The organism is Myxococcus sp. MH1 (assembly GCF_059738865.1).
Window position 1 is genome coordinate 4,857,334 of sequence record NZ_AP026947.1, and the last position, 20,422, is coordinate 4,877,755.

A 20,422-nucleotide genomic window follows, 5' to 3' on the forward strand; every position below is an offset into this window, starting at 1 on the left:
TGCCTAGCTTGGTCGGCGGAAGAAACGAACGCGACGAGCACGGGAGGCGAGATGGCACGGACACGATGGAAGTGGCTCACGCTGCTGGGCTTGGGGACGTCCCTGGTGGCCTTCGCGGGGTGCGAGGACGGGGAGGTACGCGAGAACTCGCGGCAGATGGGGCGTGAGGTGGGCAAGGCCGCGAAGGACGTGCGCGAGGGCACGCGCGAGGCGGCGAAGGACATGAAGACGGCCGCCGAGGAGGCCTCGCAGGGCTTCAAGGAAGGCATGGGCGGCGCGGGTGAGGCCGGTGAGGTGGAAGAGACTCCGGACGCGCGGGAACGTTCGCTGGAAGACCACGAACTGCCCGCCGAAACGCCTGCTCGCTGACGTTGCGGGAGGCTCGGTGGCGTCATGGCTTCGCGGGGTGACAGGATGTGCCCCGCGGCCACGAGCTGGCGCGCGGGTGTCCCATGAGCGAAGTCGAGTTGGGCAAGGTGTTGCGCCGGGGTGAGGAGTCCTCCGGTGTGCGGCGCATCCAGGAATGGCTGACGTTGAGCGGGTTCGCGGTCGCCATCGACGGGGACTTCGGTCCGGCGACGGAGGCCGCGCTCAAGCGCTTCCAGGCGAAGGTGGGGCTGCCCGTCTCGGGCGTCGCGGATGCGGCGACGTTCGAGCGGCTGACGGGGCCGCTGCGCGCGGCGCTGGCCACGATTCCGCCGGCGGGGCGCACGTTGGGGGCGCTGACGGTGGCGTACGCGGCGCAGCACCTGCGGCAGCTGCCGCGCGAGGTGGGCGGACGCAACCGGGGGCCGTGGGTGCGGCTGTACCTGGATGGGAACGAGGGTGCGTCCTTCTGCTGGTCCGCGGGGTTCGCGACCTTCTGTCTGAACCAGGCTGCGAGGACGCTGGGGACGCCGATGCCGCTGGAGCGCACGTTCTCCAGTGACCTGCTGGCGGCGCAGGGCAGGGCGCGCGAGCGCTTCGTGTCGAGCCTGAGCGCTCCGCCGGACCGCGCGCGAATCCGCCCTGGGAGTCTGTTCTTGCGAAGGCGTACGCCGGGGGACTGGTCCCACTCGGGCATCGTCACCGAGGTGGATGAGGAGACGTTCCAGACCATCGAGGCGAACACCAACGACGAAGGCGCGCACGAGGGCTACGAGGTCTGCGCGCGTACCCGGGGCTTCAAGAACGTGGACTTCGTCGTGGTGTGATGGGCCTCAGACTTCGCGAGCGCGGGCGAACCGCCAGGCGAAGTGCGTGAGCAGCCCGGCGATGAGCGCCTTGAGCAGCCCGCCGGGGAGGAAGGGCACGAAGCCCTTCTGGAAGGCCGTCGCGAGGTCGAGCGACTTCGCCACGCTCAGCCAGCACATCCCGATGACCAGGACGAGCAGCTGTCCCGCGAGGAACAGGGGCACCGCCGTCCACAGTCGCCGGTCGTAACCACGCCGGGCCGCGAGTCCCACGAGGAAGGCCGTGGGGATGAAGCCCACCAGATAGCCGCCCGTTGGCCCGAGCAGGGCGCCCCATCCGCTCGCGGCCTTGGCGAAGAAGGGCAGGCCCACCGCCCCCAGCAGGAGATAGGCGAGCTGTCCCAGCATCCCGCGTCGAGGCCCGAGCGCGGCGGCGGTGACGACGACGGCGAGCGTCTGCCCCGTGACGGGCACCGGTGAACCCGGCACCGAGATGGCGACCTGCGCGAACAACGCCGTGCAGAGCGCCGCGCCGAGGATGACCGCGACCTCGTGGGTTCGTGTCCGGACGAACATGTCCGTCAGGACGTGACGAGTCGGGACGTTGGCGCTCACCGTGGACCTGTCCACGAACTGCGCGCGGTGCGATGACCTGGAGGAGCGCGAAGACACGAACGGATGCTCGGCGAGGAGGCATCTCCACGCAAGGTGCCGATTCAGGCCCACGAAGGGCTCCGAGCGCTGTTCGCGAGCTTCGTGCTCCTCCGTTTCGACTGGAACGCTCAGGAGTTCATCCGTCCCTGCTACGCACAGCAGTCCGCGGGGCAGGTGACGCGTTCATTCCCGTCGCAGCTCCCGTCGCCGCACTGGTAGTAGAACGCCCCATCCGGAGGGACCTCGCGCGTCGGCGATGAGGACATGCGACACGAGCCACAATCTTGGGGACACATGTTGCTGTTCTCGCCCGCGTCGCAGATGCCATCTCCGCAAGAGGTCGGTGACAGCCAGCAATCGAACGAGCAGTTGCCGGGGTGCTCTCCCGACTCGCAGACGCCGTTGCCACAGATAGGACCAGACCAGCAGTCGCTCGGACATGTCGACGTATTCTCGTAGGGTGCGCAGTAGCCGTCTCCGCACAGTCCTGCGCAGTCCGCGGGACAGGTGGTGGGTTCGTTCCCATCACAGCTCCCGTCGCCGCACTGGTAGTAGAAGTCCGCCTTCGTAGAGCCAGGTCCGTCGGCCGTCGACGCGTCTGACTCCGGTGCCACTCCACCGCACGCCAGCAGGACCAGGGCGGCCACGACAGTGGCCGTCACTCCACTCCAATGCTTGCTCATAAAGCCTCCTGGGAAAGGAGCCGGACAGTATAGTCTTTGGAGTTCGTGGGAGGCGTACGGTCGCTCGGGCGCGGGCCTGGCGTATGGGTATCGACCCGACGAATGTCGCTTGGGCGACGCTCCCGAGGCGATGACCCCTTTGGCTCCAGGGGCCTGCCTGACAGGCTCCGGATGGATTCAACCACGCGGAGGACATGCCCCATGGGGATGCAAGTCCGGCCCCTGCCGGAGGTGGACCCGTCGACGCCCGCTCCGAAGGGCTCGACGCCCGAGGTCGAGCAGACGCCCTCCGCCTCGATGTCGGCCGGCAGCCCCCTGCTCGCGGTGCTCGGGAGCTGGCGCGCGCGGCTGGCGCTGATGAGCGTCTGGGGCGTATTGCTCTTCGTGGCCTTCCAGCCCGGGCTGCTCTCCAGCGACTCGCTCGACATGCTGGCGCAGGGGCGTGCGGGTCGCTACTCGGATTGGCACTCTCCCTTCTTCTCGTTCGTGTTGGGGAAGTCCTTCGCGCTGACGGGGTCGACCTGGCCGGTGCTGGCCCTCCAGCTCCTGGTGCTGTCGCTGGGCCCTGTCCTCCTGCTCGGGCGTGTCTCCGGAAGACGCGGGCTGGGGGCGCTCGCGCTGCTCGTCGTGTACTGCCTGCTGCCGAGCACCTGGGCCGTCGGGGTGACGCTCTGGAAGGACGTGTTCAACGCGGTAATGCTGCTGGGGACGGTGGTGCTGCTCACCCGAGGGCGTCCGGGTTGGGCCTTCGCCTGCCTGGTCTTCGCGACCCTGACGCGGCACAACGCCATCGTCGCCAGTGTGTTGCTGGTGCCCATGGTGGTGGCGCGCGTCCCCGCGCTGATGAAGGAGCGGGCTCGCCCGTTCATCGCCGGTGGCATCCTGCTCGGAATCCTGGCGTGCGCCCCGGGCTTCGTCGAGCGAGCCATGGGCGCGCAGAAGTCGTGGATCGCCGGCGCGCTGCTGGTGTTCGACGTGGTGGGCGTCTACGTGCGCGAGCCCTCGGCGATGGATGGCTCGCCGCTCGTGGAGCGGTGGCAATGGACTCCGGAGCAACTGAGCGGACTGTATGACCCCCGGTCCATCACTCCGCTTCTATGGGGAGAACCGGCGCGTGGCTCCATCTCCACGACGCAGGTGCTCGAAGCAAGGGATGCCCTGACACGCGAGTGGCTCCGGGTCGTGCGCACGCATCCAGGCGCGTATCTGCGGCACCGCTTGTCGACGTACTCCGCGAGCCTCGGCCTGGGAGACTCCTCCGACAGCTACTATCGGGACATCGGGAGCTTCCACCGCGTCATCGATCCCAACGACCTGGGCTTGACGCTGCGAACCCACACCGCGGTCTATCGGGCCCTGTCGGCGATGCGCGAGGAGTTCCCGTGGGTCGCGGCCAGTGGCGCACCGTGGCTGGCGTTGACGCTGGCGCTGGCGGTCGTGGGCTGGCGTCGTCGCGCGTTGGATGGTGGGTTGATGTTCTGCGTGGCCGCCTCGGGCGCCTGCTATGCGTTGGCGTATCTCCCCGTCAGCGTGAGCGCCGAGTACCGCTTCTATTACTGGACAGCCATCTCCGCGTTCGTCGCGAGCGCGCTGTGGCTGGCCCGGTCTTCCTCGGACAGCGTAAAGGCACCTGCGCTAGGGTCTCGCTCATGACATCGTCCTCTCTTCTCCAGAAGGCTGCACTCACCGCGGTCGTCGCCTGCGGTGTGGCCTGTGGCGAGTTCGACCCCGAATCGGCCCGGACCATCTCCCAGGGTGTCTACGGGCTCACCGAGTATGTCGACGACGTGTGCTCCTCTTCCTGCGACCCCGAGCCGCGGTCGATGGAGTTGAGCATTCGCACGCAGTCCGACGGTGAGCTGGTGACCTCGGTGAAGTCGGACGGCGACGGGTTCTACGAGGCCGAGCTGGCCTCGGGGGACTACGTCATCTGCACGAGCTTCGAGCGCTGCACGGACTTCAGCGTCGAGTCCGGGCAAGCCGTTCGTCTCGACTACGAGATGTCCGTGGGACCAGGCTGGAAGAAATAGACCTGGGAACGCGCCCGTGCGGATGTCCGCGACGGGTCCACACGTGGCGGGTAAGGTGGCCGCATGGCTCTCACCTCCCACCTGCGCGTCGTGCTGCACCAGACCCAGGGCCCGGACAACCTCGGCGCCGTGGCGCGCCTGGCCGCGAACTTCGGTGTGGCGGAGCTGGTGCTCTCCGACCCCCAGCTCCAGGAGATGGACGGCGCGCGCCGCATGGCCGTGCACGCCGGCCACATCCTCGAGTCCGCGCGCATCTACCCCACGCTCCCCGAGGCCCTCGAGGACGTGGTCTTCGCCATGGGCACCACCTCGCGCCAGAACCTGCGCGGCATGTCGACCCTCTCCCCCGAGGACGCCGTGGCGCTGCTGTCGCTGCACGCGCAGCGGGGCAAGGTGGCCCTGGTGCTCGGCGGCGAGAAGCGCGGCATGTCCGACGAGGACCTGAGCCACTGCCAGCAGGCCCTGGTCATCCCCACCCGGCCCGAGCAGCCCTCCATGAACCTGGCCCAGGCGGCCGCCGTCCTGCTCTACCTCTGCGCGCGAGAGCAGGTGGAGCAGACCACGCCCGGCGCCGTGGAAGGTGCCCCGCTGCGGCTGGTGCAGGCCCTCCAGGCCTGGATGCGACAGGTCCTCCTGAAGGTGGGCTTCCTCAACACGCAGGCCCCGGACGCGCTGCTCGCGGAGATGATGCACTCGCTCACCCGCGCGGCGCTGTCCCGGCGCGAGGTGGAGATGTGGCTCACCGCCTTCAAGCACCTCTCCCGGAGCGTCGGGCTCCCGAAGCTCGATTCAGATTCCAAGAAGGAGAGTTGAGCCCACGTCTGTGAATGCGGTGGGCCGGGTCTCGTCGGAAGCGGCCCGGGGGTACTGGAAAACCCCCTGAAGGGCGCCTAGAAGCACGCCCCTCATTCACGACGAGGCACACCCACCGTATGAATCGAAAGAACGCGCTCGGCACCCTGCTCGCGCTGGGACTGCTGACCACCCTGACCGCTCACGCCGAGGTGGTGTTCGCCCAGGCCAACCTCCTGCTCAACAAGAACCAGCTCTCCGCGGTGAACTACCGGGGCAAGGGGCTGTCGCTTCCGGTGGGCACGAAGGTGCAGGTCCTCGAGCGGGATGACGACGAGGTCCGCTGCCGCGTGGTCGACTCCGGCGCCGAGTTCCGGTTCGTCTCGCACAAGAGCCTGGGCAAGACGGCGCTGGCGCTGTTCCCCGGCTTCTTCTCCGCCAAGGACCCCGCGGCGCGCATCGCGGCGCTCACGCCCGAGGAGCAGAAGCAGGTCAAGGCGGGCACGCTCGCCAAGGGCATGTCGCGGGACGCGGTGCTGCTGACGGTGGGCCCGCCGCCGCCGCACCGGACGCTGTCGCTCGAGAGCACGAAGTGGACCTACTGGAGCTCGAAGTTCTCCACCTTCGAGGTCATCTTCGACGCGGACGGCAAGGTCGTCTCGTACGGCGGTGAGCCCGAGCCCGCGCCGGCCGCCGAGCCGGCTCCCGCGCCGGCGCCGAAGTTCTTCCACGCGACGGCGAACTTCCACTTCCAGGACGACACGGTGTCGTGGGTGAACTACCTCAAGGGCCCCATCCTCCCGTTCAACACGAAGGTGGAGGTGCTGGACAAGGGCAGCTCGAAGGTGAAGTTCAAGGTCGTGGAGACGGGCAAGGAGTTCGTGTTCGAGAACGACTCGCGCTCCGGCGCGGACACGTGGGCGCTGTTCCAGGCCTCGTTCGCCGCCGAGGACCAGGCCGGCAAGCTCGCCGAGCTGTCGCCGGAGGACCGCAAGAAGGTCTCCGCGTCGGAGGTGGTGATTGGGATGTCGCGCGCCGCCGTGCGCATGGCCTGGGGCCCGCCGCCTCCGCACGAGACGGCGTCCTTCAACTCCACCACCTGGACCTACTGGAAGTCGTCGCTCGCCAAGGTGCGCGTGACGTTCGACCAGGACGACAAGGTCAAGTCCATCGACTAGCGGTCCGCAGTCACGACGGCTGTCCTGGTGGAGTCTCGTCCCGGGACAGCCGCGCATCACCCGCCGAGCCGCAGCGCGGGCGGCAACGGCGCCTGGAATTGGAGGCGCTCGCCCGAGCCCGGATGCGTGAAGGCGAGGGACTCGGCGTGCAGCAGGTAGCCGCCGTCTCCGGGCAGGCCCGGGTGCTCCGCGTGTGGCAGTCCCCCGGCGACGAAGAGCGGGTCTCCCACGAGCGGGTGGCCGATGAAGGCCAGGTGGATGCGGATCTGCTCCGAGCGCCCCGTGTGGATGTCGACCTCGAAGAGCGTGTCCTCCGCGCGTCGCTCCAGCACCCTCGCCGTGCTGTGTGAGGGCTTCCCCGTCGCACAGGCGCCGTGCACCTCTCCCAGTCTGGGGTGCGGCACCAGCCCGATGGGCGCGCGGATGTCGTAGGTCTCCTCGACGGCGAGGCCTTGCGCGAGCGCGCGATAGCGCTTGTTCACGCGGCCCTCGCGCCAGTCGCTCGACAGGCGCACCGCGGCGTCGCGCGTCCGGGTGAAGAGCACCAGGCCCGACGTCGCGCGTCCCAGCCGGTGCATGGGGACCGCCTCGGGCCAGCGCTCCTGGACGCGGGAGAGCAGGGTGTTCTTGAGGAACCCGCCCGAGGGCAGCGTCGGCAGTCCGCTCGGCTTCACCACGATGACCAGCTCCGCGTCCTCGTGCACCAGGTCGAACGACCGCGGCGCGTCCGGCTCCTCCCAGGGCGGGCGGTGCCAGCACAGCCACTGCCCCGCCTTCAGCGGCTCCGAGCCATCCGCGACGCGGTCATCGAGGCGCACCTCACCGCGCGCGAAGCGCCTGCGCCACTCCTCCTCCGTCGAGTGCCGGTACTTGTTCGTGAGGTGGGCGAGCGCGCTGCGGCCGGGCTGACGCCCGAGCTTCTCGCGGTACACATAGCCATCGTTGAGCAGCACCCGGGCACCCTATACCGCGCGAGCCCGAGGCGGGAGCCGCTCGTCCCAGGGAGCCGGGTGGGCGAGGGGCCGGACGTGGCCCGAAAATCCGCGGGAAATCCCCGCTGTAACCATGTGGGCGCTTCTGGCGAAGAAGGGGTGTCTGTCCCTCATTGCGCTCGGAAGGAAGTGACCCGTGAACATGCTGAGCAAGGTGGAGAATCGCTCGTCGGTGCGGCAGCAGCAGGGCCCGAAGACGGATGACGCGCAGCGCGCGGACGAAGCACGCAAGCGGGCCGAGGCGGAGGTTCGCGCGGCGAACGCGGCGAAGGAGGCGGAGAAGCAGGCCCGTCGCCAGGCGGAGGCCGCCCAGAAGGCCGAAGCGGAGGCCTCCCGCGCGCGTGAGGAGGCGGAGAAGAAGGCGAAGGCGCCGGGACAGACGCCCGAGCAGCAGGAGCTGTCGAGGCAGGCCCTGAAGGAAGCCCAGGCCGCGGAGAAGGTCGCCGAGGCGACGCTGACCGACGCGAAGAAGCAGCTCCAGGCCGCCTCCGCCAAGACGACCGAGGCCACGCGCCGCGCCGAGGAGGCCAAGAAGAAGGCGAACGACGCGGCCGAGCGCGCCGGGCAGACGCCGCCGTACGGCAAGCAGCAGGCGATGACCCACGAGATGTCCACCTTCGAGGACGCTCCGCCGAACCAGGAGATGGAGAAGATGATGGGCCGCACGCAGCCCGCGAGCGGCATGCAGTCCATGCCCGCCTCGGACCTTCCCATGATGAAGCCCTCGGAGGGCATGCGCTCGATGAGCGTCTGAGTCCGGCTCCCGCATTCCCACGTCCTCGACGCGCACGCTATGGTCGCCGCGCGGCGAACGGGGGACATGAGCCATGGCGCAGATCGAGCAACACCTCGCGAAGGGTGACTTCCAGGCGGCACTCCAGTTGATCGACGCGGAGCTGTCCTCCGCGCCATCCGCGGACCGGTGGCTGATGGCGTTCAACGTGCGAGTGCGCCTGGAGGACTTCGACGGAGCCCTGCGCGCCCTCGACGCCCTGGTGAAGCTGGACCCTGGCATCTCCGATGGAGCGACGTTCCTGGGCCACTGCGCCAACCTGGAGCGCCTGCACTCCCTGCGCAGGAAGGACCCCGCCCTGGCCAACGAGCGAGGCGCGCTGCAGGCGCCGCAGCCGTTCTCCCGCGCCTACCTCCAGGCCGCCGTCTCCCACGCGAAGGGCGACTTCTCCGACGCGGCCCGCGTCCTGAAGGACATCGCGGGCGCCGCACCCAAGGTCCCTGGAACGCTGACACGCACCAACGGCGCCCGCGTCCGCTTCACCGATATGATCGACTCAGATGACCTGACCGGACCGCACCTGCCATGCTTCCAGGCCGGCACCGTGCTGGACATCCCCTACAACGAGCTCGCCTCCATCCAGTTCGAGCGGCCGCGCAGCTCCATGGATGCCGTGTGGGTCCCCGCCGTCTTCCAGACGCTCACGGGGCAGCAGTTCGAGACCCGCGTGCCCTCGCGCTATCCGGGCTCCGGTCTGCACGGCAACGCCGCCGTGCGCCTGGGAGAGATGACCCTCTGGGAGCACGAGCCCCACGGTTATGCCGTGGCGTTCGGCCAGCGGGACTTCAACCTCGCGCACGAGGACGGCGGCCTCGGCCTGGTGGGGCTCCTCCAGGTGGCGCGCATCGACTTCGACGCGGGGCGCCGGCCCACGGCCGAAGAGCCTCGGCCGAAGGAGAAGAAGTCCTTCTGGTCGAAGCTCTTCGGGTGAGCCGGCGCGCTGGCTACTCCATTGTCATGGCGCTCGGGTGCGCGAAGCCCTTCTTCAGCGGAGCGGTGGGGCCTCCGTTGAGGATGCACTCGCCGGAGCGCTCCGAGACGATGTTGTCGCAGCCCGCCTTGTCATTGCCCCAGTCCGACGTGATGTTGAGCCACGCCAGCGAGCCGGTGAAAGTCCCCATCGGCTGCCAGTGGAAGATGACCGGCCGGTCCCACGCGTTCCAGCTCACGCCATGGCCCGTCATGTCATCCAGCGTGCCGTTGTTGGGGAGGTACTCGTACGTGTGCTTGCCCGGGGTTGCGTAGAGCGCGTGGGAGCCCTGCGCCGCGTAGGCCGTGGGACGGAAGCCCGACAGCGCCATGTCCTTGTGCCCGAACTCGAAGAGCCCGCCGTGCGAGTGCTGGCTCATGTAGACATACGCGGGCCGCCCGTCGATGAACCGCACGGTGAGGTGCTCCCAGTCCCCCACGTGGTTGCCGAAGGTGGACTTGCCCACGCCCAGACAGCCGCCTCCGGTGTCGTAGCCGATGCAGACCTCCTTGCCCGCGTTGTACGGGTAGAACGTCCAGTAGATGAGGTCGGTGACGTTCGTGGGCATCTCCAGCGACGTGCGGCGGACCTTCTGGATGTAGACGGGCACGTGCGTCTGGTCCGGCCGCTGACCGTCGAGGAACGCGGGGTCCGTACACGACGGGCACCCGAGCGACTGGTTCGTCTTCAGGTGGGTCCCGGTGTCGTGCACGTTCGCGAGGAAGAACTCCACCGAGGAGGGCATGTAGTACTCCCCCGGGTGGAGGTAGATGCGCGGCGCGTACTGGAACGCGGCCAGCTCGTCGACCAGCCCGCCTTGCAGCTCCGGATTGGCGAGCATGCTCTTGTTGAGCGCCCAGAAGCGCGAGGCGTCCGCGCCGCCGTAGCCTCCCTGGCCCACCATGACGGGGACCGTCAGCGCGCGATGGTCCACGCCGCCCGTCTGGAAGACGGAGCCGTCATTGTGTCCCCCCGAGCCCTGGTCGTTCCAGATCCAGCTCGAGGTGCCCGGAAGGACATACTCCGAGCGGACGCAGCGGATGAGGTCGGTGGAAGGCTTGTCGTAACCCAGCTGGGCCACTGAACCCAGACACGTGTAGCCCGGGGGCGCCACGGGGTGCCAGAAGCCGACGTCGTGGCTGCCGCCCGTGCCACGGTCATTCCAGACGAACGTGTAGTCGACCGGACGCGCCAGCACGTCCCCCTCGCCCTTGACCACGAAGGTCATCCTCGGCGCCGGGTTGTGGTCCGGCATGGCGACATCGCCCAGGGAGTAGTAGCCGGGCAGCTGGCTGAGGTTGGGACGCCAGACGGAGACGTCGTTGTCCGCGTGGGTCCCGAAGTCGTCGTAGATCCAATCGAACCCACTGGTCGCCTGGACCCAGAGCCGGAGCGGGGCTCGCAGGCGCGCCTTGTCGGAGCGGAGCGTGAACTCCCCCGCGCGTCCCACCAGCGTCGTCGCGGCGACCAGCTTGTACGTGCCGGGGTTGAGGTAATACGAGATGCGCGCGACAGGGCCCCCGTCCCGGTTGTTGACCTCCGCGAGCACCCGGTTGCTGGTGTCCAGCAGGTAGAGATAGGGGCCGACGTTGGCCTCCAGCTCGAACGTCACGACGTCCGGCGCTCCGGTGTAGTCGACGATGAACTGGCGGTTGTCGAGGCTGCTCGGGAACTGGCCGCCGGACGGCGTCCAGCGTCCGTGCAGGGTGTTGTGGTCATTCCGCTCGGTGGTGGACTCGACGATGATGCTGGACGTCTGCGCCTGGAACGGCTGTCCGGCGAGGTCCGTGTCCTGGGTGAGCACGAGCCGTTCGCCCTGGAAGCCGCCGTGCCAGAACAGGGTGACGCGGTAGCCCTCGGGCACGCGGATGGAGCGCAGCGTGTCGTTGCCGAGGGTCAACTGGCTCAGGTCGTAGCGGCCCGCGAGCAGCGTCTGCTGCGCTCCCTGGAAGCCATTGCCCGTGTAGAGGATGACCGGCGCCTCCACCTTGAGGCTCGACGCCTTCAAGTCGATCGCCTGGCCCGTCAGGTCCGTGTCCGACGTGAGGGTGGCCGGTGTGCCCTTGAAGGCCCGGTCCGGATAGAGCGTGAGCAGCCAGCCTCGCGGCACGCGCACCGAGTGGATGGCGTCCTCGCCCACCGACAGCTCGGCGGCGTCGTAGAACCCGGGCTGGAGCGTCTGGGGCAGGGCGGTGGACGTGCTCGCGGGGTAGACGCCGACCGTGGGCGTCCACGCCGTCGCGGCGCCAGCGTAGAACAGGGGGAGGCTTCCGCCGTCGAACCCGTTGGAGTCCGCGGGGCCGATCCAGCCGCAGTAGCCACCGCCTCGCAGCGCGACGACCTGGTCTCCCCAGGAGTAGACGCTCGCGCCGTGCTGGGCGTAGCCCTTCACCGCGAAGGCCTCGGTGGCCACCTTGAACGCGGTGCCCCGGAGGTCGATGTTGGCCCGGCCCGAGTCCGCCCAATCGCAGGACATCGCGTTGGCGAACGGCATGGAGGTGACGGGCTGGCCACCATGGAAGACCTGTCCGGTGGAGGTCGCGAAGGTCGTGTCCGTCGTGTCCACGTGCAGGGTGTGCGGATTGATGCGCAGCCTCGAGTAGACGGTGCGAACCGTGGTGCCAGGGGTCGCGCCTCCCGCGGTGTACTGGGCGAAGTTGGCGAGCTGTCCCTTCTCACGCGGCGTGAGGTACTCACGCGGCGTCCCCGCCATGTCATGGCACCAGGCCATCCACGGCCGCGCGGGGTCTCCCATGAAGTGCAGGGCGTACTCGCCATCTCCCGCGGTGGGACGGGCCGCGCGAATCTCCTGACAGGACTTCTCCCTCACGGGCCCCAGCGGCTGCTCCACCACCTGCAGCGCGTCCAGCTCTCCGGGCCCTGGCTCCTCCGGGGTCACCTCGTCGGGTGACACCGGCTGACAACCGATACAGAGCACGACGAGGGCGCTCCACCGCTTCCATCCAAGACGCCGAGGCATTCTTGCAAGACCGTCCTTTCATCCAAGGAGTGATGTCTCCTTCGACGAAAGGACGGCGGGGTGGAGCGCGTGTTATTTCCGGCGACTATTGCATCGACAGGTTGCCCGGCTGGGTGAACGGTCGGGCCATGGGGGCCTTGGGGCCCGGGTTGAGGATGCAGTCGCTCACGTAGATCAGGTTCGGGTTGCCGCAGCCGGCCTTGTCATTGCCCCAGTCCACGGTGAGGTTGAACCGCTCCAGCCCGGGCGTGGTGTACGTCCCCGCCGGCTGCCAGGGGAAGATGACGGCGTTGCTCCAGCCATCCCAGGCGAGGCCTGGCCCCGTGTCATCGTGGTAGTACTCGCTGAAGTTGGCCTGGGCGTAGGTGTATCGGCCAGGGGCTGGATACAGGCCATGGGAGCCCTGGGCCGCGTAGACCTCGGGGTGGAGGTCCACCAGCGCCAGGTCCTTGCTGGCGAAGTGGGTGGGCGGACGTCCCGCGCGCTGGCTCATGGCCAGCTGGGTCGGTCGGCCGTCGACGAACCGCAGGGTGAGGTGCTCCCAATCCCCCACGTGGTTGTCGAAGGTCGTGTATTGCATGCAGGTACGAAGGAGGTGATGCCACTGTGTGCAGATGGGCTTGCCACGGTTGTAGGGATAGAACAGCCAATAGACGACGTCCGTGGTGTTGGTAGGCAGGCCCGCCTGGGTGCGCGGGATGATCTGCGCGTAGACGGGGACGCTGTGCTGGTCCGGGCGCTTGCCCTGTAGGAACGGCAGGTTCGTGCACTCGGGGCAGGCGAGCGCGTCACGGGTCCTCAGCCGCGTGCCGTCGTCCACCATGTTCGGCACGAAGTCATTCATCCCGGCGGGAAAGTACGTCTCGTTCGGGTGGAGCCGGATGCGCGGGGCGTAGCGGAGCACCGTGAGGTCGTCGACGAAGCCGCCCTGCAGCTCCGGGTTGGCGAGCGCGCTGTTGTTGAGGGCCCAGAACCGCGAGCCATCCGGACCGTCGTAGTTCCCCTGGCCGACGAAGGTGGACGTCGCCAGCGTGCGGTGGTCCCTGGGGTCCGCCTGCCACAGCGCGATGTCTCCACTCGCCTTGCCGGAGCCCTTGTCGTTCCAGACCCAGCTGGCGCCCGCGGGCAGCACGTACTCATCCTTGACGCAGCGGATGCGGTCCGTGGGAGGCGCGTTGTAGCCCAGCTCCACGACGGAACCCAGACAGGTGTAGCCAGGGGGAGGCACGGGTTGCCAGAAGGCGGCATCGTGGTTGCCTCCCGTGCCGCCGTCCTCCCAGATCCGGTTGTAATAGAGCGGCTTGGCGAGCAGGTCTCCCTCGCCGGAGACCGCGAACGTCATCCGCGGTGCCTGTCCATGGCCGGGCATGGCGATGTCGCCCAGCGAGTAGTAGCCGGGGTGCTGGCTGAGGTCGGGACGCCAGACGGAGACATCGTCATGGGAGCCCGTGCCGCTGTCGTCGTAGGCCCACGTGAAGGTGTTCACCGTCCTCACCCAGAGCTTCTGGGGATAGCTCAGGCGCGCCTTGTCCGAGCGGACCGTGAAGTCCGCCGTCCGCCCCGCCTGGGCGGTGGCGGCCACCAGCTTGTACGTGCCCGGGCTCAGGAAGTACGCGAGGCGCGCGCGGCCGTCTCCCAGCGTCTCCCCGCCCTCCAGGAGCACCTGCCCGTTGGCATCCAGGAGGTAGAGGTAGGGGTCGACGCCGGCCTCCAGCTCGAAGCTCACGACATCGGGGCGGCCCGTGTAGTCGACGGTGAAGGCGCGGTTGCGAGTGCTGCCCTTGTCCTGTCCTCCCGAGGAGAGCCAGCGGCCGTGGATGATGTTGTTGTGCCGGGCGGTGGTGGACTCGACGATGATGCTGGAGGTCTGCGCGTCGAACTCGTGGCCCGCGAGGTCGGTGTTCTCGGTGAGGATGAGCCGACCGCCCTGGAAGCCGCCATGCCAGTAGAGGGTGACCTGGAAGCCCTCCGGCACCTCGATTGAGCGCAGGGCGTCGTTGCCGATGGTGAGCTGCGACAGATCGTAGCGGCCGGCGCGCAGCGTCTGACGGGCGCCTTGATAGCCGTGGCCGGCGTGGAGCGTGACCTCGGCCTTCACCTCGATGCCGCGGGCCTGGCGGTACCATGGGTTGCCGACGATTTCGGCGTCGCCGCCGAGGAAGTGCCTGGTGCCGGTGAAGCCCGGGCCGGCATGGAGCACGACGCTCCAGCCTCGTGGGACATGGACGGCGCCGAGGCCCTGGGGGCCCAGGTTCAGGTCCTGGGTGAGGTAGTAGCCGGGCTGCAGCGGCTTCGCGGTGGCCTCCGAGCCGTCCACGGGATAGACGCGGGCGACGGGCGTCCAGGGGCTGTCGGCCAGGGTGTAGAACAGGGGCAGCTTCCCGCCGGTGAGCCCGTCGGCGTTGAGCGGGGCGTTCGAGCCGCAGTAACCGCCGCCCTTCAGCGAGACGACCTGGTCGGCGAAGCTGTAGACCTGGGAGCCGACCTGTCCCCAGCCGGTGACGACGAACGCCTCTGGGGCGACCCGGAACGGCGTGCCTCGCAGGTCGATGTTGGCCCGGCCGGAGTCAGCCCAATCGCAGGACATCGCCGTGGCGAAGGGCATGGAGGTGACGGGCAGGCCGGCGTGAGCAAGCTCACCGGTGCTGGTCGCGAAGGTCGTGTCGGAGGTGTCCACCTCCAGGGTGTAGGGATTGATGCGGAGCCTGGAGTACCGGCTGCGCACGGTGGTGCCCGGTGAGGCGACGCCCGCGGTGTATTGGGAGAAGTTGGAGAAGAGGGTGCGCTCCTGGAGGGGCAGGTACTCCTTGGGTACTCCTGTCATCCCGTGGCAGTAGACGCGCCATGGCCAGGCCGGGTCCCCCAGCACATACAGCGTGTACTCCCCATCCGGAGCCGAGGGCCGGGCCTGCTGGATGTCCAGACATGACTCCTCCCTGGGGGAGGCGAGCTCCCGCTGGAGGGAGGCGAAGCTGAGCTCCGCCCCTTCTTCCAGGACTTCACCCTGACAGCCCATCGCGAGTGTTGTGAGGCACCCCAGCAGCTTCCTGCCAATCCGACCCATTGCTTTGACCTCTCCCAGCGTGAATTCCGCGAGCAGGAGACGGGATGGGGGCCTGGGTTGTTATTTTCGTTGGGGACTTCCTGAATTTTCGGGCCGCGGTGTCCTTGATGATGAGTGACGGTGAGGGCGGACTCGAACCCCGAGGTTCGAATCCGCCGTCCCGAAACCCTCACGTCGCCTTCGTGGGTGCCGGCTTCCCGTTCTGGCCCTTCGCCGGGCGTGGCGTGTAGTGCGCCACGACGGGCTGGTGGTCCGAGGACTCCGTGCTCCGGTCCACCTCGAAGAGGACAGGCTCCAGCTCCGGGCTCGCGTAGAAGTTGTCGAAGCGCTTGCCCGTGGCCGGCACCACGCCGGACTCGTCCGGCAGGGACGTGAGCGTCGCGCTGTCCGCGATGTCCTGCAATCGCAGCCAGTGCTCGCTGCCGCGCTGCACCTTGCCCGAGCGCAGCTCCGCGCAGGCCTGCTTCGGCGTCATCATCGCTCCGCCGGGCAGGCGCACCCGCGTCACGGCCGCGTGGGCAATCGTCTCCGGCAGCCCCTGCTCCAACATGTGCAGCTCGTGCCGCAGGCGCGGGTCCGAGATGTTGCCCACGCCCTTGTCGCCCACGCTCGTGTTCGGCTCGCCGTAGCGCACGGCGTACTCCTCCACCGTGTCCGTGTCGTCGTACGTCCTCAGGTGCGCCATCAGCCAGGAGCCGCCCGTCTTGATGGCGGTGTTGGCGTTGAAGTCACCCAGCGCCACCGCGTGCGGGGCCTCCCGGTGACGCACCAGCAGGTTCAGCTGGCGCATGTTGTGCGCGTTGATGCCGGAGTCCCCCAGCGTGTGGTGCACGTTGTAGAGAACGACGGGCAGCCCCGCGACCTCCAGCCGGACCATGAGCGCGCCCCGGTCCTCGGGAATCTCGCACGGGTCCCCGCCTCGTCGCTGGATGGCGGCGGCGCGCTCGGCGTCGGAGATGACGTAGGTGAAGTGGGCCGCGTCCGCGAGCGGATGCCGGGCGAGGAAGGCCTTGCCGTTGACCAGCCGAGTGCCGTGGAGCCCGTCGCTGCCGTGGTACGCCAGGTGGAAGCCGTAGCGCGCCGCCAGCAGCACGGAGATGGGGACGTTGGCCTCCTGCAGGCCGATGACGTCGGGCATGCGGCCCTCGGCCTCCAGCTCGTCGAAGTACGCCAGCAGCGCGGCGCGGCGCTGGCCCCCGAGCAGGATGTTGTACGTCATCACCGTGAGCCCCGGGCCCGTGGCGGGGCGGGGCTCGGGGTGACGGACGATGATGGCGCGCCCGTCGCCGAGCTGGCGCTCCGTGGCGGGCAGCTTGAGGGCATCGAGCGTCGGCAGGACGAGCGTCGAGTCCCTCCGCGGATGCGGCTCATCAATCGGGGTGGCCATCCGGCCGAGCAGGGGGCCCACGCCGGGCAGGTGCTCCAGGACCTCGGGCACCTTCATACGGCCTCCCGGGATGCGCGCGGGGCGCGGGGCAGCGAGTCGAGCTGGCGAGCGACGGTATCCACCAATCCTCCTGAGTGCCCCTCAAGTTCGGTGCGGATCCTCCGACTGGCCAGGGGCAAGCCCCCCCGAAACGCGGGGTTGTCTTCCTCGCCGGGACGGAGAGCAGGCGGGCAGGAGGGCACCACCTTCCTTCCCGGGACTCGGGGCAGGGGACCGGGGACAGGTCCTCAGCAGCAGGTGCGGCGACACGAGCGCAGGCGCGACGTGCACACCGCCTGGCAATCGGCCTCGCCCTCGCAGGCGTCCCAGCAGGTGCCGAAGGTCCCGTCGCAGTCATCGCAGCACGCGGCCGCGAGCCGCTCCATCTGCTCCACCTCGACCCGCGGAGGCGCGTCCTCGGCCGCCACGGCGGCTCCGGCCCCACAGCAGACTCCGACGAACAGCGCCACGAGCATCGTTCTCATGTGTCCCCCCACGGCCTGGGCTCGACCCGGACCGTCGTTGTCCCACGGCGACGGCGGGTCGACCCCTGAGGAGACGGCGCTTGTCCGATATCTTCGGTCGCCTCGTACCGCGGGGCAGGTGTGCGGCGTCCGGGCGACGGCTCAACGCACCCAGGCGAAGGCGCGCTCCAACCGGGGCAGGGCATCGTCGAGATAGCTGCGCCCATGTCCCACGACGACGCGCTGGGGCCTCCACGCGAGCATCCGCTGGTAGCAGGCGCGCGCGGCGGCCTTGCGTCCCCAGGCCGTGAGCTGGACCTCCCTGGGCGTCTGTCCCGGCCACATCGCCCCGCCGAGCGTGAGCATCCAGCGGAAGCGCGGCTGGACGCGCTCGTGCTCCAGCGCGATGACCATGTCCGCGACGAGCAAGGTCGACGAGTCCCGATGGAAGAACACGACCTCTTCGATGAAGCGGCTGCCTCGGAAGATGAGCTGGTCCAGGTCCCCCGCCCAGACCCCCGGCGCGCCGTCGGCGAGGTCCGCGTCGAACGGCGCCTCGAGCTTCTGCGAGCGCGCGCGCTCACGCACTCCCGGAGACGCCCAGGCCGTCGCGGCGGGGTAGCGCGCCTTCCACGCGGCGATGGAGACGTAGTGCAGCCGGTTGGGTGAGACCAGGTGCTCGACGGGGCCGAGCGCGTCGACCTCCGCGAACAGCTCGGGCGTGGGCGCGATGGGGGACCACAGCCACAGTCCCCCCGAGCGCAGGCGGATGATGACCATGCGCGTGGGGAAGGGCAGGGTGATGGGCCCCACCTTCATCTCGATGACGGGTCCGTCCACGCACCAGAGCCCCTCCGCCACCGGCTTGAGCGTGCACAGCGGCACATAGGGCCGGAGGCCGTGGGACCACTCATCCTGTTCGTCGGCGTGCTCGCGGCTCCCAGCGCTCATGGCCGCGAAGCCTACCGTCCGGGGCCAGGGCCGTCGAAGGTGCTCAGCGCGAGCGCACCGTGCACGAGGTCTTGATGAAGTCCACGTCGTCGTAATACGCGCAGGTGAAGTACACGTTGACGTCGGGCCTGTCGGCGCAGTCCCGGCGCCCCGTCTGCGAGATGAGGTCCGCGTCCAGGTTCACGCACTCGCAGCTGTGGCAGCTTGCCTCCTTCTTCAGACACACGTGGCTCGTCGTCGCGGTGACGATGGTGCCGCAGTACTCCGTGGCGCGCTTGCAGCGCGTGTCCCCACACTCGACGGTCTCCGGGAAGGACGTGTTGCCGCCGTCCTCCTTCCCATCGTCCCCCTTCGAGTCACTCCCACAGCCCACCACCAGCATGGAGAGAAGCACCAGGTACTTCGCCGTCGCCTTCATGTCGTCCTCCCGAGAAGTCACGGGGGCGGCAGCGCCCCCTCTTGTCGAGAGGAGACAGGCCGCGAGACACCGTTGCAGGAAATCGACAGCCCCCCACGCGCTCGGAGGCCATACCGCGCCATCGGAATATTCGTTATGTTCCGGACAATGACGCGGTGGCGACTGCTGGTGATGTGTCTCTTCGGGGTGACGGCGTGTGCGACGACACCGACGACCCCTGCGGCGCCTCCCTCGTGCGAGCCGGGGGCGTTGCTGCCCTGCGCGGAGTGGGGGCGGAAGCTCCTGCGCGAGGGCGACCGCTATCGCGCCACGGAGGCCTTCGCCAAGGCGTGTGAGGAAGGCGACCTGTCCGCGTGCATGACGGAGGGCGAGCTGCGCAAGGAGGCCGGTGACTACAACGGCGCCGAGCGTCCGCTGCGCAAGGTCTACGACACGGGCCAGGAGTCCGCCGCCATCGCGCTGGCGGAGGTGCACGAGGCCCGTGGCGGCCCCAGGGACCTCCAGCTCGCGTCGGACTTCCGACACGAGGCCCTCGCGCTGAACAAGCCGGCCACGGAGGTGGTCTTCGCCCTGCGCGTGACGACCGAGGCGGGCGCCGCGACGGAGCTGTCCTTCAACCTGCAGCCCATGGCCTTCCACCACCGGCGCCTGGGCTTCGGGTTCAACACCGTGCTGGGCCCTCCCGACCTGTTCGAGCTCAACGGCTTCGGTGGTTACCAGCACTACGTGTCGCCCTGGCTCATCCCCTACGCGCGGTTGATGATGGGGGCCCGCTCGGTGGCCGGGGGCAGCGCGCTGAACGTCGGCGGCGAGGCCGGGGCCAAGGTCGCCTGGGAGGACATCGGCCACATCAACATGGCCGCGGGCGTCTCCATGGCCAGCGGTGGCTACTTCTCCGTGGGCCTGGGCCTCAATGGCATCATCGTCCTGGCGATCCTGCTGCAGATCCGCTGAGCTCACTTCGAGGGCATCCCCAGCACGTAGGAGATGGCCGCCTTGCCCGGCGCCTTCACCTCGCCGACCTCCCAGGTGTAGCCCTCCTTCGCGAGGGACTCGGTCATCGCGGCGAGCTCACGCGGATGGTGCACCCGCAGCGCGGACACCAGCCCGTCCCAGAAGATGAGCAGCGGCGCCACCGGCACCCCGTACGTGAGCAGCAGGCGCAGCGGCGTCATGGGCCGCACCAGCGGGGTGAAGAGCAGCACCAGCACCGGCACCAGCAGCATGGACAGCACCCCGACCGGCGTGCGGCGCACCGTCTCGAACGCTGCGATGGGGACCCCCTTCGCTTGCGCGTCCGCGAGCACCTGCCGGGCTTCTTCGGGACGGAAGTGGTGGAGCGCGTTGAACAGCGTCCGCATGCCGCGCAGGTCCGAGGGCACCTGGAGCGCGTCCACCGAGCGCTCCAGGTAGGTGACGCCCTCGCCGCGCGCCCGCTCGGCGGCCTCCGCGTTGGGATACTTGTCCGACAGGAGCACGCGCGCTTCCACGCCGTGCTTCTCCGCCAGCAGGCGCTTGAGCCGGGGCAGCGGTCCGCGTCCCCCCGAGCCCAGATCCAAGAGCGCGTCGCTCCCAGAGGCCTTCAAGCCTCGCGCGAGCACCTCCGTGGCGCCGTCGAAGAGGCCCAGGCGCGAGCTGACGGTGTGCAGGTAGTCGGTCGCCAGGTCCCTCAGGGCGTGGGGGAACCAGTCCTGGTCGATGAACTCGAAGAGGTGCAGCCGGGGCACGCAGGCGCGAGCGGTGACGGTGTCGTTCATGCGCCAAGGGTGCCGTCCCGAGCGCCCGGCCGCAGTGACAGCCCGCGCCAGAACGGCTTGCCGCGCGCGCCAGCCGGCGACTACCGTCCGCCGTGTGC

18 protein-coding genes are annotated in these 20,422 nt (G+C 69.2%); 9 read left to right on the top strand and 9 right to left on the bottom strand.

The features are described 5' to 3' along the window. The first annotated feature begins 51 nt into the window (after nt 1-51). Entirely contained in the window at nt 52-369 is a 318-nt protein-coding gene (locus tag AC6JA9_RS19315) for a hypothetical protein (RefSeq protein WP_408890625.1), read from the top strand. Nucleotides 370-452: 83 nt separating this feature from the next. After that, nucleotides 453-1,193: a peptidoglycan-binding domain-containing protein gene (locus AC6JA9_RS19320; RefSeq protein WP_223751063.1), complete on the top strand. Its 741-nt coding sequence runs from the start codon at nt 453-455 to the stop codon at nt 1,191-1,193. Between the two features lie 6 nt (nt 1,194-1,199). Here the strand turns inward: AC6JA9_RS19320 and AC6JA9_RS19325 are convergent, their stop codons facing one another. Further along, the gene (locus AC6JA9_RS19325) at nt 1,200-1,787 is read right to left on the bottom strand and encodes a biotin transporter BioY (RefSeq protein ID WP_497960382.1); all 588 of its coding nucleotides are present in this window, start codon (nt 1,785-1,787) and stop codon (nt 1,200-1,202) included. Nucleotides 1,788-2,710: 923 nt separating this feature from the next. Between AC6JA9_RS19325 and AC6JA9_RS19330 the strand changes: the two genes are divergently transcribed. The 4 genes from AC6JA9_RS19330 (at nt 2,711) to AC6JA9_RS19345 (ending at nt 6,509) form a co-directional block, all read left to right on the top strand. Next, nucleotides 2,711-4,162 carry a hypothetical protein gene (locus tag AC6JA9_RS19330; protein WP_497960383.1) on the top strand — a complete coding sequence of 484 codons (1,452 nt, stop codon included), beginning with the start codon at nt 2,711-2,713 and terminating at the stop codon, nt 4,160-4,162. Then, nucleotides 4,159-4,539, top strand: a complete 381-nt coding sequence (locus tag AC6JA9_RS19335) for a hypothetical protein (protein WP_426746603.1) — start codon at nt 4,159-4,161, stop codon at nt 4,537-4,539. The genes AC6JA9_RS19330 and AC6JA9_RS19335 overlap by 4 nt, the downstream gene beginning before the upstream one ends. Before the next feature lie 63 nt (nt 4,540-4,602). Next, the gene (locus AC6JA9_RS19340; RefSeq protein WP_223751067.1) at nt 4,603-5,352 is read left to right on the top strand and encodes an RNA methyltransferase; all 750 of its coding nucleotides are present in this window, start codon (nt 4,603-4,605) and stop codon (nt 5,350-5,352) included. 119 nt (nt 5,353-5,471) lie between these two features. Continuing rightward, nucleotides 5,472-6,509, top strand: coding sequence for a hypothetical protein (locus tag AC6JA9_RS19345; RefSeq protein WP_267696457.1), 1,038 nt, complete (start codon nt 5,472-5,474; stop codon nt 6,507-6,509). A gap of 56 nt (nt 6,510-6,565) precedes the next feature. Here AC6JA9_RS19345 and AC6JA9_RS19350 read toward each other — a convergent pair whose 3' ends face one another. Next, nucleotides 6,566-7,462, bottom strand: coding sequence for an RluA family pseudouridine synthase (locus AC6JA9_RS19350; protein ID WP_426746602.1), 897 nt, complete (start codon nt 7,460-7,462; stop codon nt 6,566-6,568). A 175-nt stretch (nt 7,463-7,637) separates the two neighbouring features. Between AC6JA9_RS19350 and AC6JA9_RS19355 the strand changes: the two genes are divergently transcribed. Both AC6JA9_RS19355 and AC6JA9_RS19360 read left to right on the top strand, forming a co-directional pair. Then, complete coding sequence (locus tag AC6JA9_RS19355; RefSeq protein WP_223751070.1) at nt 7,638-8,255, top strand: hypothetical protein; 618 nt, start codon at nt 7,638-7,640, stop codon at nt 8,253-8,255. 73 nt (nt 8,256-8,328) lie between these two features. Then, a complete protein-coding gene (locus tag AC6JA9_RS19360; protein ID WP_223751071.1) occupies nt 8,329-9,225 on the top strand; it encodes a type VI secretion system accessory protein TagJ in 897 nt (298 codons plus the stop codon). Nucleotides 9,226-9,238: 13 nt separating this feature from the next. Here the strand turns inward: AC6JA9_RS19360 and AC6JA9_RS19365 are convergent, their stop codons facing one another. The 6 genes from AC6JA9_RS19365 to AC6JA9_RS19390 all read right to left on the bottom strand — a co-directional run bounded on the left by AC6JA9_RS19365 (nt 9,239) and on the right by AC6JA9_RS19390 (nt 18,567). Further along, nucleotides 9,239-12,244 (bottom strand): Vps62-related protein, encoded by a 3,006-nt coding sequence (locus AC6JA9_RS19365; protein ID WP_497960385.1) that lies wholly within the window; start codon nt 12,242-12,244, stop codon nt 9,239-9,241. An 85-nt stretch (nt 12,245-12,329) separates the two neighbouring features. Continuing rightward, nucleotides 12,330-15,308: a Vps62-related protein gene (locus tag AC6JA9_RS19370; RefSeq protein ID WP_497960386.1), complete on the bottom strand. Its 2,979-nt coding sequence runs from the start codon at nt 15,306-15,308 to the stop codon at nt 12,330-12,332. A gap of 169 nt (nt 15,309-15,477) precedes the next feature. Continuing rightward, the gene (locus tag AC6JA9_RS19375) at nt 15,478-16,752 is read right to left on the bottom strand and encodes an endonuclease/exonuclease/phosphatase family protein (protein WP_497960388.1); all 1,275 of its coding nucleotides are present in this window, start codon (nt 16,750-16,752) and stop codon (nt 15,478-15,480) included. 230 nt (nt 16,753-16,982) lie between these two features. Next, nucleotides 16,983-17,219: a hypothetical protein gene (locus AC6JA9_RS19380; protein ID WP_223784332.1), complete on the bottom strand. Its 237-nt coding sequence runs from the start codon at nt 17,217-17,219 to the stop codon at nt 16,983-16,985. 141 nt (nt 17,220-17,360) lie between these two features. Next, a complete protein-coding gene (locus AC6JA9_RS19385) occupies nt 17,361-18,149 on the bottom strand; it encodes a DUF4336 domain-containing protein (RefSeq protein ID WP_223784333.1) in 789 nt (262 codons plus the stop codon). Nucleotides 18,150-18,192: 43 nt separating this feature from the next. Next, entirely contained in the window at nt 18,193-18,567 is a 375-nt protein-coding gene (locus AC6JA9_RS19390; protein WP_267696449.1) for a hypothetical protein, read from the bottom strand. A gap of 147 nt (nt 18,568-18,714) precedes the next feature. Between AC6JA9_RS19390 and AC6JA9_RS19395 the strand changes: the two genes are divergently transcribed. Beyond that, nucleotides 18,715-19,521 carry a tetratricopeptide repeat protein gene (locus AC6JA9_RS19395; protein WP_497960389.1) on the top strand — a complete coding sequence of 269 codons (807 nt, stop codon included), beginning with the start codon at nt 18,715-18,717 and terminating at the stop codon, nt 19,519-19,521. 2 nt (nt 19,522-19,523) lie between these two features. On the opposite strand, the gene AC6JA9_RS19400 is transcribed toward AC6JA9_RS19395, so the two are convergent. Beyond that, nucleotides 19,524-20,324, bottom strand: coding sequence for a class I SAM-dependent methyltransferase (locus AC6JA9_RS19400; RefSeq protein WP_497960391.1), 801 nt, complete (start codon nt 20,322-20,324; stop codon nt 19,524-19,526). Nucleotides 20,325-20,422 lie beyond the last annotated feature (98 nt).

Excerpts from the sequence above, each read along its gene's own strand:
- AC6JA9_RS19315 (WP_408890625.1), top strand. The coding sequence starts at position 52 with ATGGCACGGACACGATGGAAGTGGCTCACGCTGCTGGGCTTGGGGACG.
- AC6JA9_RS19320 (WP_223751063.1), top strand. The coding sequence starts at position 453 with ATGAGCGAAGTCGAGTTGGGCAAGGTGTTGCGCCGGGGTGAGGAGTCC.
- AC6JA9_RS19330 (WP_497960383.1), top strand. The coding sequence starts at position 2,711 with ATGGGGATGCAAGTCCGGCCCCTGCCGGAGGTGGACCCGTCGACGCCC.
- AC6JA9_RS19335 (WP_426746603.1), top strand. The coding sequence starts at position 4,159 with ATGACATCGTCCTCTCTTCTCCAGAAGGCTGCACTCACCGCGGTCGTC.
- AC6JA9_RS19340 (WP_223751067.1), top strand. The coding sequence starts at position 4,603 with ATGGCTCTCACCTCCCACCTGCGCGTCGTGCTGCACCAGACCCAGGGC.
- AC6JA9_RS19345 (WP_267696457.1), top strand. The coding sequence starts at position 5,472 with ATGAATCGAAAGAACGCGCTCGGCACCCTGCTCGCGCTGGGACTGCTG.
- AC6JA9_RS19360 (WP_223751071.1), top strand. The coding sequence starts at position 8,329 with ATGGCGCAGATCGAGCAACACCTCGCGAAGGGTGACTTCCAGGCGGCA.
- AC6JA9_RS19365 (WP_497960385.1), bottom strand. The coding sequence starts at position 12,244 with ATGCCTCGGCGTCTTGGATGGAAGCGGTGGAGCGCCCTCGTCGTGCTC.
- AC6JA9_RS19370 (WP_497960386.1), bottom strand. The coding sequence starts at position 15,308 with ATGGGTCGGATTGGCAGGAAGCTGCTGGGGTGCCTCACAACACTCGCG.
- AC6JA9_RS19375 (WP_497960388.1), bottom strand. The coding sequence starts at position 16,752 with ATGAAGGTGCCCGAGGTCCTGGAGCACCTGCCCGGCGTGGGCCCCCTG.
- AC6JA9_RS19380 (WP_223784332.1), bottom strand. The coding sequence starts at position 17,219 with ATGAGAACGATGCTCGTGGCGCTGTTCGTCGGAGTCTGCTGTGGGGCC.
- AC6JA9_RS19385 (WP_223784333.1), bottom strand. The coding sequence starts at position 18,149 with ATGAGCGCTGGGAGCCGCGAGCACGCCGACGAACAGGATGAGTGGTCC.
- AC6JA9_RS19390 (WP_267696449.1), bottom strand. The coding sequence starts at position 18,567 with ATGAAGGCGACGGCGAAGTACCTGGTGCTTCTCTCCATGCTGGTGGTG.
- AC6JA9_RS19395 (WP_497960389.1), top strand. The coding sequence starts at position 18,715 with ATGACGCGGTGGCGACTGCTGGTGATGTGTCTCTTCGGGGTGACGGCG.
- AC6JA9_RS19400 (WP_497960391.1), bottom strand. The coding sequence starts at position 20,324 with ATGAACGACACCGTCACCGCTCGCGCCTGCGTGCCCCGGCTGCACCTC.